The organism is Streptomyces yerevanensis, from assembly GCF_000716805.1.
GTDB classification, from domain to species: Bacteria; Actinomycetota; Actinomycetes; order Streptomycetales; family Streptomycetaceae; genus Streptomyces; species Streptomyces flaveus.
In genome coordinates, this window is sequence record NZ_JNWJ01000002.1 from 220,454 (window position 1) to 234,692 (window position 14,239).

Consider the following 14,239-nt stretch of genomic DNA (forward strand, 5'->3'; position numbering starts at 1 on the left):
TGTGTGGGGGTGGAATTGGTCCGCATCCGCTAACATAGAACAATTAGATAGATGAATTGGCTGATGCTGGCGAGGAGTGGCCGTGGACTTCGGGCTGACCGACGAGCAGGACCTGTTGCGCGCGACGGCACGGCAGTTCGTGGCGGACGTCTGCCCCGCCGAGAAGGCGAAGGAGTGGGACGAGGGCGGAGTCGTACCGCCCGAGCTGTTCGCGGGGATGGCCGAACTCGGCTGGTTCTCGCTGCCGTTCGCCGAGGACGAGGGCGGCGACGGCGGGGGACCGCTGGAGCTCATCCTGATCGCCGAGGAGCTCGGCCGGGCCAGTTTCGACGTGGCCATGTGCTACATCGGCGTACTCATCCCGGGCATCACGGTGTTCCGCTGGGGGAACGAGGAACAGCGCCGCTTCATCCGGGACCGCGTCATGACCGGACGCCACCGGCTCGCCGTCGGCCTCAGCGAACCGGACAGCGGCTCCGACGCCGCGGCACTGCGCACCACCGCCGAGGACCACGGCGACCACTTCCTTCTGCGCGGCCAGAAGGCCTGGTGCACGGGCGGCGGACTGCCGGACACCACCATCGCGACGTACGTGCGTACGGGCCCCCGCGAGCCCAAGCACGGCGGCATCAGCCTGCTGCTCGTCGACCCCACGACCGAGGGTGTCGACGTGCGCCGGACGCCGACCCTGGCCCGGCACATCCTGGGCACCAACGAGGTCTTCTTCAACGATGCCCTGGTGCCGAAGGAGAACCTCGTCGGACCGCGGGACGAGGGCTGGAAGGTCATGCTCTCCAACATCGAACTGGAGAAGGTGATCATCAGCGGAGGCTATCTGGGCGCCGCCCAGGCCACGTTGGACGAGATGCTGGAGTACGCGCGTACCCGGCACGCCTTCGGCCGCCCGATCGGCAACTTCCAGGCGCTCGCCCACGCCATGGCCGACCTGCAGACCGAGATCGACTCCGCCCGACTGCTCGCGTACCGCGCGGCCTGGCTGCTGGCGCAGGGCAAGCCGTGCACCAGGGAGGGCTCGATGGCGAAGCTGAAGGGCTCGGAGACGTACGTGGCCGCCGCCAGGCTCGGCATGCAGGTCTGCGCCGGGCACGGCTTCTCGACGGAGAGCGTGATGAGCTTCCGCTACCGCGAGTCCATCGTCGCCACGATCTCCGGCGGCACGAGCCAGATCCAGCGCAACGGGATAGCTCGGAGCATGGGCCTGCGGTCCTACTGAGTTCGGGCTGACTTCGAGTTCCCACCGACGCCGACCCTTGTCCTGAACGTCACCCGGTCGTCAACCCGCGTCGCGATCCTGTGGCGATGGACATGACGGCACTGGCCCGTACGCTGCTCGAGCCCATCCCGGCCCATCGCACCGCCGGTATCGAAGTGCTCCGGGCCGCCGACGGCATGGCCGAGGTGGCGCTGGAGGCACCCAAGGAGCTGACGAACGTCATCGGCTCACTGCATTCCAGCGGTCTCATCGCCCTGATCGACGCGGTCGGGCTGGCCGCGATCACCGCCACGAGCGAGCGCAGTGAGGAGATGGAGGACGTCGTCCCCCTGGGCGCGGCGGCGTCCCTGGAATTCCTGGCCCCGGCCCGAGGCCGCCTGCTGGCCACCTGTCGCGTGGGCGACGAGGCCCATCACACCCTGCGACGCCTCCTGTCGGGCGAGACCGACAGGGCACGCCTCTCCACCCGAGCAGGGGTCACCGACACAGAGGGCACTCCGGTGTGCCGAGGCACCTTCGACTGGAGCATCCGCCGAATGCCGCGCAGTGCCCCGTAGAGGTTGGACACGGCCATCAACTCAATAACCCGAAACGGCCCGCCAGTTGACCTGGCGAGCCGTCACGAAGGACCGAGACTCAGCAGCTGCGCAGCTCAATCTCGTCGGTGATGTTGTCCCAGTTCTCGTCCGATGACACCGGATCCCTGAGGTCGTCCTCGTAGTCGGTCCACAGGAGCATGGTGTCGTCCCACCACCCTGGAACGGCGTCAACGAGTTCCACCGCGCAGCCGGCGCCCCTGCGTACCGAGGATGCCTTGTCCCGGAAGTCGTAGCCTTCCAGCGGATAGAGCCCGTTCTCGCTCCACTGGAGCTTGCGTCCCCCGGAGTTGTAGCCCTCGTACAGGCAGGTCCAGCCGGAACCGCAGGTCGCCGCCGCGCTCTTGGCGCTGACGCCCTTTGCCAGTGCGGGCAGGCCGGCGTCTGCTCGGAACTGTGCCTCGCTGTCGTAGCAGCGGACGTCGCGCTCGGAGAACTGGGCGCAGGTCTGCGCCCCTTGCCACCCCTCACTGAGGTTGATCTTCTTGCCGTGGTACGTCGCGATGACACCCGCGTTGCCGGCGGAACTGCTGCTGCCGCCATCGACAGTTGACGTCTGAGCGGTTGACGGGCCGCTGCTCAGGGCGAGGGCTGCGACGGCCATGCCCATGACCAGCAGAGTTACGCCCGGCTTGATTCGATTGCGCATATGTTTTCCCCGTGTTGTCGGTGTCGGTCTGCGTGGTCGGAACGTCTCAGGACCAGCGCTGGGTCGTGCCGCCGTGGCACCCCACGGTGCGGAGCCCGCGGTCGCTGTCGTCCGCGCAGCGGCCGGTGCCCACGCTCTTGAGCTGGATGCCACCCCCAGACGGACTCACCCTCCACTGCTGGGTCGTGAGGTTGTTGCACCCCACGGTGCGGAACCCGCGGTCGCTGTCGTCCAGACAGCGGCCCGTGCCGACGTTTTTCAGCTCGCGGAGATCGCCGCCGAGGTTGCGCACGGTCCATTGCTGGGTCCTGCCTTCGTGGCACCGCACGGCGCGCAACCCGAGGTCGCTGTCGTCCAGACAGCGATTCGTGCCCGCGTTCTGGTACGTCTCCGTGGCAAGCACGGTGACCCCTCCCGCGTCCGCCGCCGTGGCCTGTGTGCTCAGTGCACCGCTCAGCGCGAGCGCGCTGCCTGCCGCCGCGAGTACGAACCTCTTTCGCCTCATCTGCCGTCTCCTCCCATGGAGCCAGGGCCCTGCGCGGAGTACCGCCGGGCCGTTCGCCCCAAGGTGTAGCGGTCCACGCGTTGTTCGCGTTCGGTCACTGGTGCCGAACAAACAAGTCCTGAAAAATGTGACGGCGCAGCGACCACTGCGACACGGGGGAAATCACACGGGGGAGGTGCGGCGATGCCGCGCAAGGAGCGACCGCTGGACACGGAGAGCGGTCCGTTACTGGAACTGGCCGCAGGGCTAAGGCAGTTACGGCAGAAGGCCGGCAATCCGCCCTACCGGGAGCTGGCGGAGCAGGCGCACTATTCGATCTCGACCTTGTCCTCCGCGGCATCCGGGCAGCGGCTGCCCACGCTGGCGGTGACGCTGGCCTACGTGCGCGCCTGCGACGGGGACATGGAGGAATGGGAGCGCCGCTGGCGGGAGGCGGCGGAGCAACTGGGCGAGGCGCACACCGACTGCGGTCCGGCGGAGGCGTCCGGCACGCCCCCGCCGTACGCAGGTCTGCGCTCGTTCCGTGAGCAGGACGCGGAGTGGTTCTACGGCCGGGAGCGGCTGGTGGAGGAACTGGCCGAACGGCTGGAACGACAGCGGTTCGTGGTGGTGATCGGGGCTTCGGGTTCGGGCAAGTCATCGCTGCTCAGGGCAGGTCTGGTACCGCGTCTGCGGCCCTTGGCGACCACGGTGGTGCTGACGCCGGGGCCGCGGCCGCTGGAGGAGTGCGCCGTGCGGCTGGGCGCGCTGGCGGGAGTCACGCCGGGCGGACTCTACGAGGAGTTGAGGGAGGATCCGGCGAACCTGGGCCGGGTGGTGCGACAGGCCGCCGCCCGTTCCGGAGCCGGTGACGAAGGACTGGTCCTGGTCGTCGATCAGTTCGAGGAAACCTTCACACTGTGTCCGGACGACGCCGAGCGGGACCGCTTCATCGCGGCACTGGTCACCGCCGCCTCCACCGAGGCCGGCCGGTGCCGGGTGGCCCTGGGCGTACGCGCCGACTTCTACGCGCACTGCACCCACCACGCGCTGCTGGTGGAGGCGATGCGCGACGCACAGGTGCCGGTCGGGCCGATGAGCCTGGACGAGCTGCGCCGGGCGGTGGTGAAACCGGCCCAGCAGGCCGGGCTGACCGTCGAGGGAGCGCTGTTGGCGTCGCTCACGGCACAGGCGCACGGCCAGGCCGGAGTACTGCCGCTGCTGTCACACGCACTCCTGCAGACCTGGCGGCGGCGACGCGGCAACGCACTGACGCTGGCGGCGTTCGACGCGGCGGGCGGCCTCGAGGGCGGACTGGCGCGCACCGCCGAGGAGTTCTACCAGCGGCTGGACCCGGAGCAGCGGAAGCTGGCCAAGGGCGTGTTCATGCGACTGACCGCGCTGGGCGAGGGAACGGAGGACACCCGGCGGCCGGCGCGCCTGGAGGAACTCGACGGGCTCGCCTGTGCCGACGACGGGGGCGTCGGTGCCGTACTGGATCGTGCGGCCGCGGCGCGGCTGCTGACGGTGGACCGCGAGCGGGTGGAGCTGGCCCATGAGGCGCTGATCCGGTGCTGGCCCAGGCTGCACGGATGGCTGACCGAGGACCGTGAGGCCGTACGGACCCTGCGCCAGCTCACCGAGGCGGTCCAGGCCTGGGAGGCGCTGGGCCGGGATCCCGGTGCGCTGTACCGCGGCACCCGCCTCGACATGGCCACCGCCCTGGAGCGCGCGTCTTTGTCCGTGCGGGAGCGGGAGTTCGTCGACGCGAGCCTGGCCGCCCGGGCGGTGGAACGTGCGGCGGTGCGGCGACGCGCCCGCTTCCGGCACGGGGCGTTGGCGCTGCTGACCGTCCTGCTCGTGCTGGCGAGCACGACCGCGGTGTTCGCCGTGCGGGCGCAGCGGGCGGCGGACCGGCAGCGCGACGCCGCCAGTTCGCAGCGGGCCGCCGAGCGGGCGGCGGCACTGCGGGCGGCCAACCCCGCTCTGGCCGCCCAGTTGAGTCTGGCCGCCTACCGTCTGTCGCCCACCCCCGAGGCCCGTGGCAGTCTGCTCAGCACCTTCGCCACCCCGTACGCCACGCAGTTGCCCGGTCAGGCGAGCGCGGTCAGGGCGATGGCATTCAGTGCCGACGGCCGGGTGCTGACCACCGGCGACAGCGACGGGGCCGTGCGGTTGTGGCGGGCCTCGGATTCCCACCGGCCGCGCAGGCTGAGCACGGTGCCCCGCCTGCCAGGCCCTGTTCGCACGGTCGCCGTCAGTCCCGACGGCCGTTTTCTGGCCGCGGGAGACGATCTCGGGACGGCCGGGGTGTGGGACATCGGCGACGCACGGCGCCCCCGGCTCGCGGCACGCCTGCCGGCCGGTGCGGGCCCGGTCGTCGGACTGGGTTTCGCTCCCGGCGGGCGGATCCTGGCGACAGCCTCCCGCGACGGGATTCGGCTGTGGGAGCTGTCGGATCCCCGCCGGCCGCGTCCCCTTGCCGCGATCCGTGTGCCTGCCGCCGTGACCGCGATGGCGTTCCGACGGGACGGGCGCATGCTGGCCACGGGCCATTCCGACCGTAAGGTGCGGCTGTGGGAGGTGACCGAGTCGGGCGGGCGGCTGCGGAAGCTGCCGCCCGCGGCCGGTCACGGCGGTGAGGTCAAAGCACTCGCGTTCGCCCCGGACGGCCGCACGCTGGCGACCGGCAGCGCCGACTTCACGGTGCGGCTGTGGGACGTGGCCGGGCCACGCCGACCCCGCGCGACGGAAGTGCTCTCCGGGCACACCGACGCGGTCAACGCCGTGGACTTCAGCCCCGACGGCCGCACCCTGGCCTCCGCGGGCGTCGACGGCACCGTACGCCGCTGGGAGCTGAAAGGGCCCGGTCCCGTCCGTGAACCGGCTGTCCTCACAGGCCATACCGGAAGCGTCGGATCGCTGGCCTTCAGTCCCGACGGCCGCACCCTGGCCACGGGCAGCGAGGACCAGACCGCTCGTGTGTGGGACTTTCCGGGGCCGGCCATGACCGGCCACACCAGTTCCGTCTACTCCGTCGCCTTCAGCCCCAACAGACGTGTGCTGGCCACCGGCAGCTACGACCGCACCGTGCGCCTGTGGAGCCTCGCGAACGTCCGTCGCCCCCACGAACTGGCCCGGCTCACCGGCCACACAGAGGCCGTCAATTCGGTGGCTTTCCGGCCGGACGGGCGCGTACTGGCCAGCGGCAGCGCCGATGGCAGACTGCGCCTGTGGAGCGTGGGAACCTCCCACCGCCCCCAACTCCTGACCGCCGTTCCCTGTCGCATCGGCCACGTCAACTCGGTCGCGTTCAGCCCCGACGGCCGCACTCTGGCCACCGGTGGCGAGAAGGGCGACGTGCGGCTTTGGGATACAACAGACATGCGGCATCCGCGTCTTCTGGCTGCTGTACAGGGAAACAGCGCGGTGGACTCCGTGGCATTGGCTCCTGACGGCCGCACCCTGGCGGTGGCAGCCCGAAACCGTACGGCCATCCTGTGGAACGTGGCCGACCGACGGCATCCCGAACGCCTGGCCGTCCTCGCCGGCCACACCGACGCGGTGAAATCAGTGGCGTTCAGCCCCGACAGCCGAACCCTGGCCACCGGTAGCGAAGACCGCACCATACGGCTGTGGGACCTCACCGATCCGCACCATCCGCTCTCACGGGACCGGCTGGCCGGCTACACCGACGGCGTCATGTCCGTCGCCTTCGCCCCGGGCGGGCGGACGCTGGCCGCCGCGAGCTCCGACCACACCGTGCGGTTGTACGGCCTGACCGGTCCCGGTGGCGCCCGGGAACTGGCCCTGCTGACGGGCCACACCAAAGCGGTGGACACCCTTGCCTTCAGCCCCGACGGCCGGACCCTGGCCACCGGCAGCGAGGACTGGACCGCCCTGCTGTGGGACCCCGACGTCCGGCGCGTGGCGTCCCGGATCTGCGACACCGCCACTCCTGTGATCACCCGCGCCGAATGGCGGCAGTACTTCACCCAGCACATGTACCGCCCACCATGCTGAGGCGCGTACGCGACCCACACCGTGTCACCGCCTCCGGGACCCGCTCCTAGATGGTGATCACGAGCTTGCCGCAGGTCCGCCCCTCCACCATGTACCGGATGGCTGCGGCGACCTCGTCGAGCGGGTAGGTCCGATCGACGGCGGGTGAGACCTTGCCCGACTCGATGAGCTCACGGAGGGCCTCCAGGTCTTCGGCGTTCTCCGACGAGATGAAGGTCCCGAGCTTCTGGCCGATGAACGGAGACAGCGCAAGCGCCCGGAGTTGACGGTCGGTTCCGCCGAGCCACCGGCCGTCGGTCTCGCCGCCGACGATGACCAGCCGCCCGGTCGGGGTGAGGGCGCGGCGCAGTTGCGACAGCCTGCGGTTGCCTCCGATGTCGAGGATGACGTCGTAGCGATGGCGGCCGTCTGCGAAGTCCGCTCGGGTGTAGTCGATGACATGGTCCGCGCCGAGCGCGCGGACCGCTTCGATCTTTGAGGTGCTGCACACGGCCGTCACTTCGGCTCCGTATGCCTTGGCGATCTGCGCGGCGAAGGTGCCCACGCCTCCCGACGCGCCGACGATCAGCACCTTCTGCCCGGCCCGGACTTGCCCCTGGTCGCGAACTGCCTGGACAGCGGTGAGTCCGGAGACGGGTACGGCAGCCGCCTGACCGAAGGAGAGCTCCGCCGGCTTCGGGGCGAGCATGTCGGTTCGGACGCGTGCGTACTGGGCGAACGAGGCATCGCAGGTGCCGAACACCTCGTCACCCGGCTTGAATCCGGTCACGTCGCCGCCGACGGCCTCGACCGTTCCCGCGAAACTGCGGCCCGGGTTGGGGTACTTCGGCCGACGGAGACCGAACCCTGCCGCCCGGACGGGATACGGCAGACCGGACATGATGTGCCAGGTGCCGCGATCCACGCTGGCCGCGTGCACCCTGACCAGGACCTCGTTCCGCCCGATCGTGGGCTTGTCGATCTCTGCGAGACGCAGAACGTTCTCGGGCGAAGGTCCGTACCGCTCCTGGACGATCGACTTCATGGTTCCCCCTCAAAGGCCACAGTGGCCGGCTACGTCAATCCTTACGCCGTAAGGTTCGTCCTTACGGCGTAAGGTTGTCAAGGCCGACGATGGGAGGACCACAGATGACCCCGCGGACCGGACGTGATCGAGCGCCCCGCATCCCGCTGAGCCGCCAAAGAGTGCTGCACGCCGCTGTCGCCCTGGCCGACGAGAGCGGACTCGAGGCGCTCAGCATGCGCAAGCTCGGCGAGGCGGTCGGGGTCGAGGCGATGTCCCTCTACACACACGTCGCCAACAAGGAAGATCTCCTCAACGGCATGATCGACCTGGTGTTCAGCGAGATCGATCTGCCCTCCGACGAGGACGACTGGAAGACGGCGATGCGTCAGCGAGCGCTCTCGATGCGCCAGGTCCTGTCCCGCCACCGCTGGGCGATCGGCCTGATGGAGTCGCGGGCCTCACCCGGGCCGGCGACGCTGCGGCATCACGACGCCGTCCTCGGATGCCTTCGCAAGGCGGGCTTTTCCGTCGTGCTGACCGCGCACGCGTACTCGGCCCTCGACAGCTACATCTACGGGTTCGCCCTGCAGGAACGCGACCTGCCGTTCGACACACCCGACGAGACCGCGGAGCTGGCGCAGGCCATCCTGGCGCAGGCCCCGGCCGACCAGTACCCGCACCTGGCCGAACTGACGACCGAGCACATTCTCAGCCCCGGCTACGACTACAGCGACGAATTCGAATTCGGCCTCGACCTGATCCTCGACGGACTCCAGAGAGCCGGACAGGTCACGTGACGGGCGGCTTCAGGTGGCGTGGAGGCCGCCCCGGCGTTGCGGGAGCAGCGCCGGGCCTCCACGTGCCGCGGTGTCGCGATCACTCCCGAAGGGTGCACCATTCGTCCGAGCGGGCGGCGACGCGCTGCCAGACCTCCTCGGCCTCCTCGAACGACATGAACGCAGCGTCCGCTTCGGGAAGCGGCCGACAGCCGTCCACGATCGCCTTGATCGCGTCGAGACTGGCCTCGATGATGGCCCGGCCCTCGCTCGCGGTGGCGAGATGGGCGTCGTCGCCCTGGGCGAAGCGGCCGAGGGGTGTGGTGTTGCGGTCGTCCAGGCGGCCGAGGTCGACCAGTTCCGGGCGGACGTACATCAGCTGGGAGACCTCGTACCGACCGGCGTGGTCGCCCTCGAACTGTCCCATGACGAGTTCCGGGTCGCTGACCGCGGTGATCGGGATGTCGCGGGCGCGGCGGAACTCCTCGACCGCCAGCCGCAGGTCGGGCTGGTTGGCGTTGTGGCCGGTGAGCACGACGACGGCACGGAAACCCGCGTTGACGAACGCCCGGAGCTGGTAGACCAGCAGCCGCAGGACGACATCGGGCGGGAGGCTGCCCATGCGCGGATTGACGTCGCCCATCACCTCCTTGAGCCACGGCCGGTGGTAGCCGGTCTCGTGGATCTGGTACGTCTGCGTCGGGGCGACGATGCCGCCGAAGCGCCGGGCGGACTCCTCGCACAGGTAGACGGCCTTGTGGGTGTCCAGGCCGAAGGCGGCGACATGGCCGTGCGGCTCACACAGGCCCATGGGGAGGTAGACCAGGGGCAGTTGGGCCAGTCGCTCTTCGAACTCGCGCGGGAGCAGGTCCTCCCAGCGGACCGTTTCGGAGTTCTCGGTCTGTTCGGGCTGTGCGGTCGTCATCGGTACTCCCCAAAGATCTTGGTGTCGTTGAAGTTCTTGATGAAGCGGTGCTTGAAGCGCAGCAATTCGTGGATCTCTGCGGGGAGTTCGGGCTCTTCCAGCGCTGCGATGTTCGCCTCGCAGTACTCCCGGACCTGCATCGAGGAGATCGCCGTGGTGACGCCCGGTGCCTGGACGACGAACTTCAGGGCGAGCGCGGCGAGCGAGCCGGCGTACTGAGGCACGTACTGCCGTAGCTCGTCGACCTTCTGCAGGTAGACGGCGCGCGGCACGATGTCGTCGAAGTAGCCGTACCGGAAGTCGTCCTCGGTGAAGACGGTGTCCTCGGTGAGGGTGCCGGTCAGTCCGCCCTCGTCCAGGACGCAGCGCGCGATCACCGCCACGTCGTTCTCGACACAGGCCGGCAGGAGGTTGTCCAGGGCTACGGGGTCGAAGATGTTGATGATGGTCTGGACGGAGTCGATCAGGCCGGACTGCACCAGGGGCAGTGCCATGTCGGAGCGGTGGTCCGGGATCGAGATCCCGATGTGGCGTACGAGTCCCTCCTGCTTGAGCTGTTGCAGCTCGTCCATCCAGTGCCCGGTCACGCCCCAGGTGGGCCACCAGATGTGCAGTTGGAGGAGGTCGACGTGGTCTAGGCCGAGTTCGGTGAGCGAGCGCTGGGCGCCGGCGCGGATGTGGCCGGGCGGGTGGGCGAGTTCGGGGTCCACGGGGGTGCCCCAGCCGCGTTGCCCGGAGAGGTTCTCGACTTTGGTGGCGACGAAGGGACGCGTTCCGGACCACTGGCTCAGTGCTTTGCCGACGATGCGTTCGGAGTTGCCGTAGGCCCGGGCGGTGTCGATGAAGTTCACGCCCCGATCCAGCGCGTACAGCAGGCTGTCGATCCAGTTCGACTCTGAGTCGTTGGCGTTGCCGCCGAACCAGCCGGCGAACCCCATCGCCCCGAAGCCGAGTTTGCTGATCGGTTCGCCGGAGCGGGGGAAGGACGAGTGGTGCATGGAGGATGCCTCCTGTTCAGCTCGACGCCTGCCGCAGCAGGGCCTTGAGCGGGGTGGCCGGGTCGGTCAGGGCCGCCGCGTCCGGGGCGGCCCGGCGGGCGATGAGCATCTCTGCCAGTCGGATGTCCTTGGCCACGGCGTTGCCGGCGCCGATCGCGGCGGCGGACAGCAGTCGGCCGTCGGTCCCGAGGCCGAACCGGATCCGCACCCCGTCGGGGCGTTCGCGCACCACCTCCTGCGCGGCGGTGTCGGGCAGTCCGGCGATCTGCAGGGTGAGGTCGAACTGGTCGGACCAGAACCAGGGAACGGCGGCGAACGGCTGGTCGCCGCCCAGCATGTTCCGCGCCGCCGCCCGGCCCTGGTCCTGGGCGTTGCGCCAGGCCTCCAGGCGGATGCGGCGCCCGTCGTAGAGCGGGTGCGGGAACGAGCAGCAGTCACCGGCCGCGAAGATGTCGGGGTCGGAGGTGGCCAGGCGGGCGTCCACCCGTACTCCGTTCTCGACGGCGAGGCCGGCCTTCTCCGCCAGCGCGGTCTCCGGTACGGCACCGACGCCCGCCACCACCGTGTCGCACTCCAGCAGCTCGCCACCGGCAAGCTCAAGCAGCAGGGCTCCGTCCCGGCGCGTGAGCCGTTCCACCGTCAGCCCGCAGCGCAGATCCACGCCCGCCTGCCGGTGGCGGTCGGCGACCGCGGTGGCGATGGCGGTCGGCACCGCACGGCTCATCGGGCACGGCGCCGCCTCGATCACGGTGACGGCACAGCTCCGTGCGGCCGCCGCGGCGGCCAGCTCCAGGCCGATGAAACCGGCACCGATCACGCCGATGCGCGCTCCGGGCCGCAGCCGGTCCCGCAGGACGAGAGCGTCCACACGGCTGCGCAGGTAGCGCACGCCGCCCGCGTCGATGCCGGCCAGCGGCAGCCGCCGGGCGGTCGCCCCTGTGGCCAGCAGCAGCCGCTGGTAGGGGATCCGGCGCCCGTCGGAGAGCACGGCGTGGTGAGCGTCGCGGTCGATACCGGTGACGGCGGCCCCGGCGATGAACTCGATGCCGACGTCCCGCAGCGCGCGGCTCTCACACAGCGCGGTGGGCTCGCAGGCCTCCTCGGGCCCGGTGAGGACGGACTTGGACAGCGGCGGGCGTTCGTACGGCAGCGTGTTCTCCGCGCCCACCAGCGTGATCGGGCCGGTCCAGCCCGCCTCGCGCAGCTCGAACGCGGCCCGCGTGCCGCATTCGCCGGCCCCGACGACCACCATCCCCGGTGCGGAGCTCACGGGTCAGCCGATCTCGATGAAGACGATGCCGTCCTCGACCCGGACCGGGTAGGTCCGCAGGTCGACGAGGACGGGAGCGCCCGCGGCCCTCCCGGTGGTGTAGTCGAACCGGCCGTTGTGCTTGGGGCATTCGATGGTGTTGTCCATGACCAGGCCGTCGCAGAGCAGCATCCGTTCGTGGGTGCAGTGCCCCGCAGTGGCGTAGAAGTCGTCGTCCGGGGAGCGGTAGATGGCGTAGTCCACCCCCTCGTGCTGGAAGGGGACGACGTCTTCGGGGTCGATGTCGTCGGTCTGGCATGCGGCGATCCACTTGGACATGCGGGTGTGCCTCCTTGCTGAAGTTCCGGTGCGGTACCGCGCCCCTGAGAGGGCCGCAGGCCTCTTAGGGGCGCGAGGCTGTGACATATGCGGCTCCGCCGCGATGGGGGTCCCCCGCTCGAGCGCAGTCGAGAGTGGGGGAGCGACCAGCCCCCACCGGCCCGCGGGTGAATCACTGCGCTTCCAGCGGAGCGCTAAGCGCGCGCCCGTCGGAGCGGGCGTGCAACGGCGGTGCGCCCGGGGGAAGTTCGCGGCGTACGTAGTAGGTCGGGTCCTTCAGCTGGCGCAGCACCGCCGGGACGATCTCCTTGTAGGCGGCCCACAGGGAGGGGTACGCGGGCGCCAGCTCGTGCTTGATCTCCTCGTGCAGCTCCGGCAGCCGGTGGTAGGGGATCATCGGGAACATGTGGTGCTCGACGTGGTAGTTCATGTTCCAGTACAAGAAGCGGTTGATGCGGTTCATATGCACCGTGCGGGTGTTGAGCCGGTGGTCGAGTACGTTCTCGCCCATCCCGGCGTGCTGCGTGAGGCCGTAGACGTAGAGCATGTAGCCGCCGTACATCCGCGGCAGGCCGACGAACATCGCCGGCAGGATCGAGCCGGTCAGCACACAGGCGGCGATCACGGCGGCGTAGATCGCCAGCCAGACGCGCGCCGTGCGGAACACCTTGGCCCGCTCGGTGTCGGGGACGTAGGTGCGCTGTTCCGCGGTGAGCCGTCCGAACGCGTGCAGGAGGGTGTCGCGCAGCGCCAGGGGTACGTCGACCAGGCCGAGGAAGTTGGCCAGGAGGCGGGCCAGCCGGGCCGGCCGCATCACCTGGATCTCCGGGTCGCGGCCGAGGATCAGCGTGTCGGTGTGGTGCCGGGTGTGGCTCCAGCGCGACACGGTCGGGTTCCTCATGACCATGAACGAGGCCAGCCAGTACACGGCGTCGTCGAGGCGGCGGTTCTTGAAGGCGGTGCCGTGCCCGCACTCGTGCCAGCGTGAGTCCGAGGCCGATCCGTACAGCACTCCGTAGGCGGCGAAGAACGGCACCGCGAGCCAGTTGCCCCAGAAGACGGCGCCCAGTGTCCCGAACACCGCCATGGCGCCCAGCCAGATGACCGTGTCGCGGATCGCGGGGCCGTCCGAGCGGCGCATCAGCTCCTTCATCCGGCGGCGCGGCACGTCGCTGCGGAACCAGTCGGTGCCGTCGGCCAGCCCCGCCTCCACGGCGCGTTCGCCCTCAGGGCCGACCAGGCTGTAGCGCTGCAGACGTTCTCTGGCCTTCACCATGCATCCCTGTCCTCTCCATCGAGCCGGTCATGCGTGGGTAACTGGATCGCTCTACTAGAGCGCTCTAATTCCGGTAATGGTGAGAGCGGCCACCTCGCATGTCAAGACATTCGGTTGCAATAAGTTTCGGCAGGCGCTGGAACGCTCCGCCGGTTCCCGCTTCCAGTGGAAGCTACTGCTCCGCCAACCACGCCTCGTGGCGCGCAAAATGCCCCGGGTCCCGCGTAACCCAAACCCCCGACGCCCGCGCGAGCACCGCGCCGCCCGGCAGCAGCGTCATCTCGCCGGCGATGTACCAGCGCGAACCCTCCCGCCGCTCGACCCAGGCACGGACCTGAACCGGTCGTTCCACCGGCACCGGCTTCACGAAGCTCACCGTCAGTTCGGCCGTCACGCTCAACACCCGGTTCAACAGGGGAAGATGGCCCAGGCACTCGTCCATGACGGACGCCGTCCAGCCGCCGTGCGCGACGTTCGGCCCGCCTTCCTGGGACCGCGGACAGGCCAGTTCGAACCACGCCACGCCATCCGCGCCGAGCCGTTCCTTGTCCACGCCGAGACGGCACGCACCGGCCGCGCGACAGGCCCCGCACAACGCGACCCCGCCCGTCGTACGTGGCGGCTCCTGGAAGTCCGATCCGGCCCACTGGGCGTTCGGCGTCGGCATACGGGCACTCCCTCGTC

General features: G+C 69.9%; 13 protein-coding genes. 4 read left to right on the plus strand and 9 right to left on the minus strand.

Annotated features, from left to right (window positions below):
- Nucleotides 1-82: 82 nt before the first annotated feature.
- Entirely contained in the window at nt 83-1,234 is a 1,152-nt protein-coding gene (locus OP79_RS02930; RefSeq protein ID WP_033318277.1) for an acyl-CoA dehydrogenase family protein, read from the plus strand.
- A gap of 86 nt (nt 1,235-1,320) precedes the next feature.
- Nucleotides 1,321-1,791: a PaaI family thioesterase gene (locus tag OP79_RS02935; protein WP_033318422.1), complete on the plus strand. Its 471-nt coding sequence runs from the start codon at nt 1,321-1,323 to the stop codon at nt 1,789-1,791.
- Between the two features lie 79 nt (nt 1,792-1,870).
- On the opposite strand, the gene OP79_RS02940 is transcribed toward OP79_RS02935, so the two are convergent.
- Together OP79_RS02940 and OP79_RS02945 are read right to left on the minus strand one after the other, a co-directional pair.
- Entirely contained in the window at nt 1,871-2,479 is a 609-nt protein-coding gene (locus tag OP79_RS02940) for a peptidase inhibitor family I36 protein (RefSeq protein ID WP_033318278.1), read from the minus strand.
- Between the two features lie 46 nt (nt 2,480-2,525).
- Nucleotides 2,526-2,984 (minus strand): RICIN domain-containing protein, encoded by a 459-nt coding sequence (locus tag OP79_RS02945; RefSeq protein WP_033318279.1) that lies wholly within the window; start codon nt 2,982-2,984, stop codon nt 2,526-2,528.
- Nucleotides 2,985-3,167: 183 nt separating this feature from the next.
- Between OP79_RS02945 and OP79_RS02950 the strand changes: the two genes are divergently transcribed.
- On the plus strand, nt 3,168-6,986 hold the full coding sequence (locus OP79_RS02950) for an nSTAND1 domain-containing NTPase (protein ID WP_051744364.1): 3,819 nt from the start codon (nt 3,168-3,170) through the stop codon (nt 6,984-6,986).
- Between the two features lie 46 nt (nt 6,987-7,032).
- On the opposite strand, the gene OP79_RS02955 is transcribed toward OP79_RS02950, so the two are convergent.
- On the minus strand, nt 7,033-8,010 hold the full coding sequence (locus OP79_RS02955; protein WP_033318280.1) for an NAD(P)-dependent alcohol dehydrogenase: 978 nt from the start codon (nt 8,008-8,010) through the stop codon (nt 7,033-7,035).
- Between the two features lie 104 nt (nt 8,011-8,114).
- Between OP79_RS02955 and OP79_RS02960 the strand changes: the two genes are divergently transcribed.
- Nucleotides 8,115-8,789 (plus strand): TetR/AcrR family transcriptional regulator, encoded by a 675-nt coding sequence (locus OP79_RS02960; protein ID WP_033318281.1) that lies wholly within the window; start codon nt 8,115-8,117, stop codon nt 8,787-8,789.
- A gap of 79 nt (nt 8,790-8,868) precedes the next feature.
- Here the strand turns inward: OP79_RS02960 and OP79_RS02965 are convergent, their stop codons facing one another.
- From OP79_RS02965 to OP79_RS02990, 6 genes are all read right to left on the minus strand, one after another.
- A complete protein-coding gene (locus OP79_RS02965; RefSeq protein ID WP_051744365.1) occupies nt 8,869-9,693 on the minus strand; it encodes a creatininase family protein in 825 nt (274 codons plus the stop codon).
- Nucleotides 9,690-10,691 carry an aldo/keto reductase gene (locus tag OP79_RS02970; protein ID WP_033318282.1) on the minus strand — a complete coding sequence of 334 codons (1,002 nt, stop codon included), beginning with the start codon at nt 10,689-10,691 and terminating at the stop codon, nt 9,690-9,692. Before OP79_RS02970 ends, OP79_RS02965 begins: the two co-directional genes overlap by 4 nt.
- A 16-nt stretch (nt 10,692-10,707) precedes the next feature.
- On the minus strand, nt 10,708-11,961 hold the full coding sequence (locus OP79_RS02975; RefSeq protein ID WP_211270721.1) for an NAD(P)/FAD-dependent oxidoreductase: 1,254 nt from the start codon (nt 11,959-11,961) through the stop codon (nt 10,708-10,710).
- A gap of 3 nt (nt 11,962-11,964) precedes the next feature.
- Nucleotides 11,965-12,279 (minus strand): MocE family 2Fe-2S type ferredoxin, encoded by a 315-nt coding sequence (locus OP79_RS02980; RefSeq protein WP_033318284.1) that lies wholly within the window; start codon nt 12,277-12,279, stop codon nt 11,965-11,967.
- A gap of 172 nt (nt 12,280-12,451) precedes the next feature.
- Nucleotides 12,452-13,555 carry a fatty acid desaturase family protein gene (locus OP79_RS02985; RefSeq protein WP_033318285.1) on the minus strand — a complete coding sequence of 368 codons (1,104 nt, stop codon included), beginning with the start codon at nt 13,553-13,555 and terminating at the stop codon, nt 12,452-12,454.
- A gap of 172 nt (nt 13,556-13,727) precedes the next feature.
- Nucleotides 13,728-14,222: a PaaI family thioesterase gene (locus OP79_RS02990; RefSeq protein ID WP_078491579.1), complete on the minus strand. Its 495-nt coding sequence runs from the start codon at nt 14,220-14,222 to the stop codon at nt 13,728-13,730.
- Between the last annotated feature and the right edge of the window lie 17 nt (nt 14,223-14,239).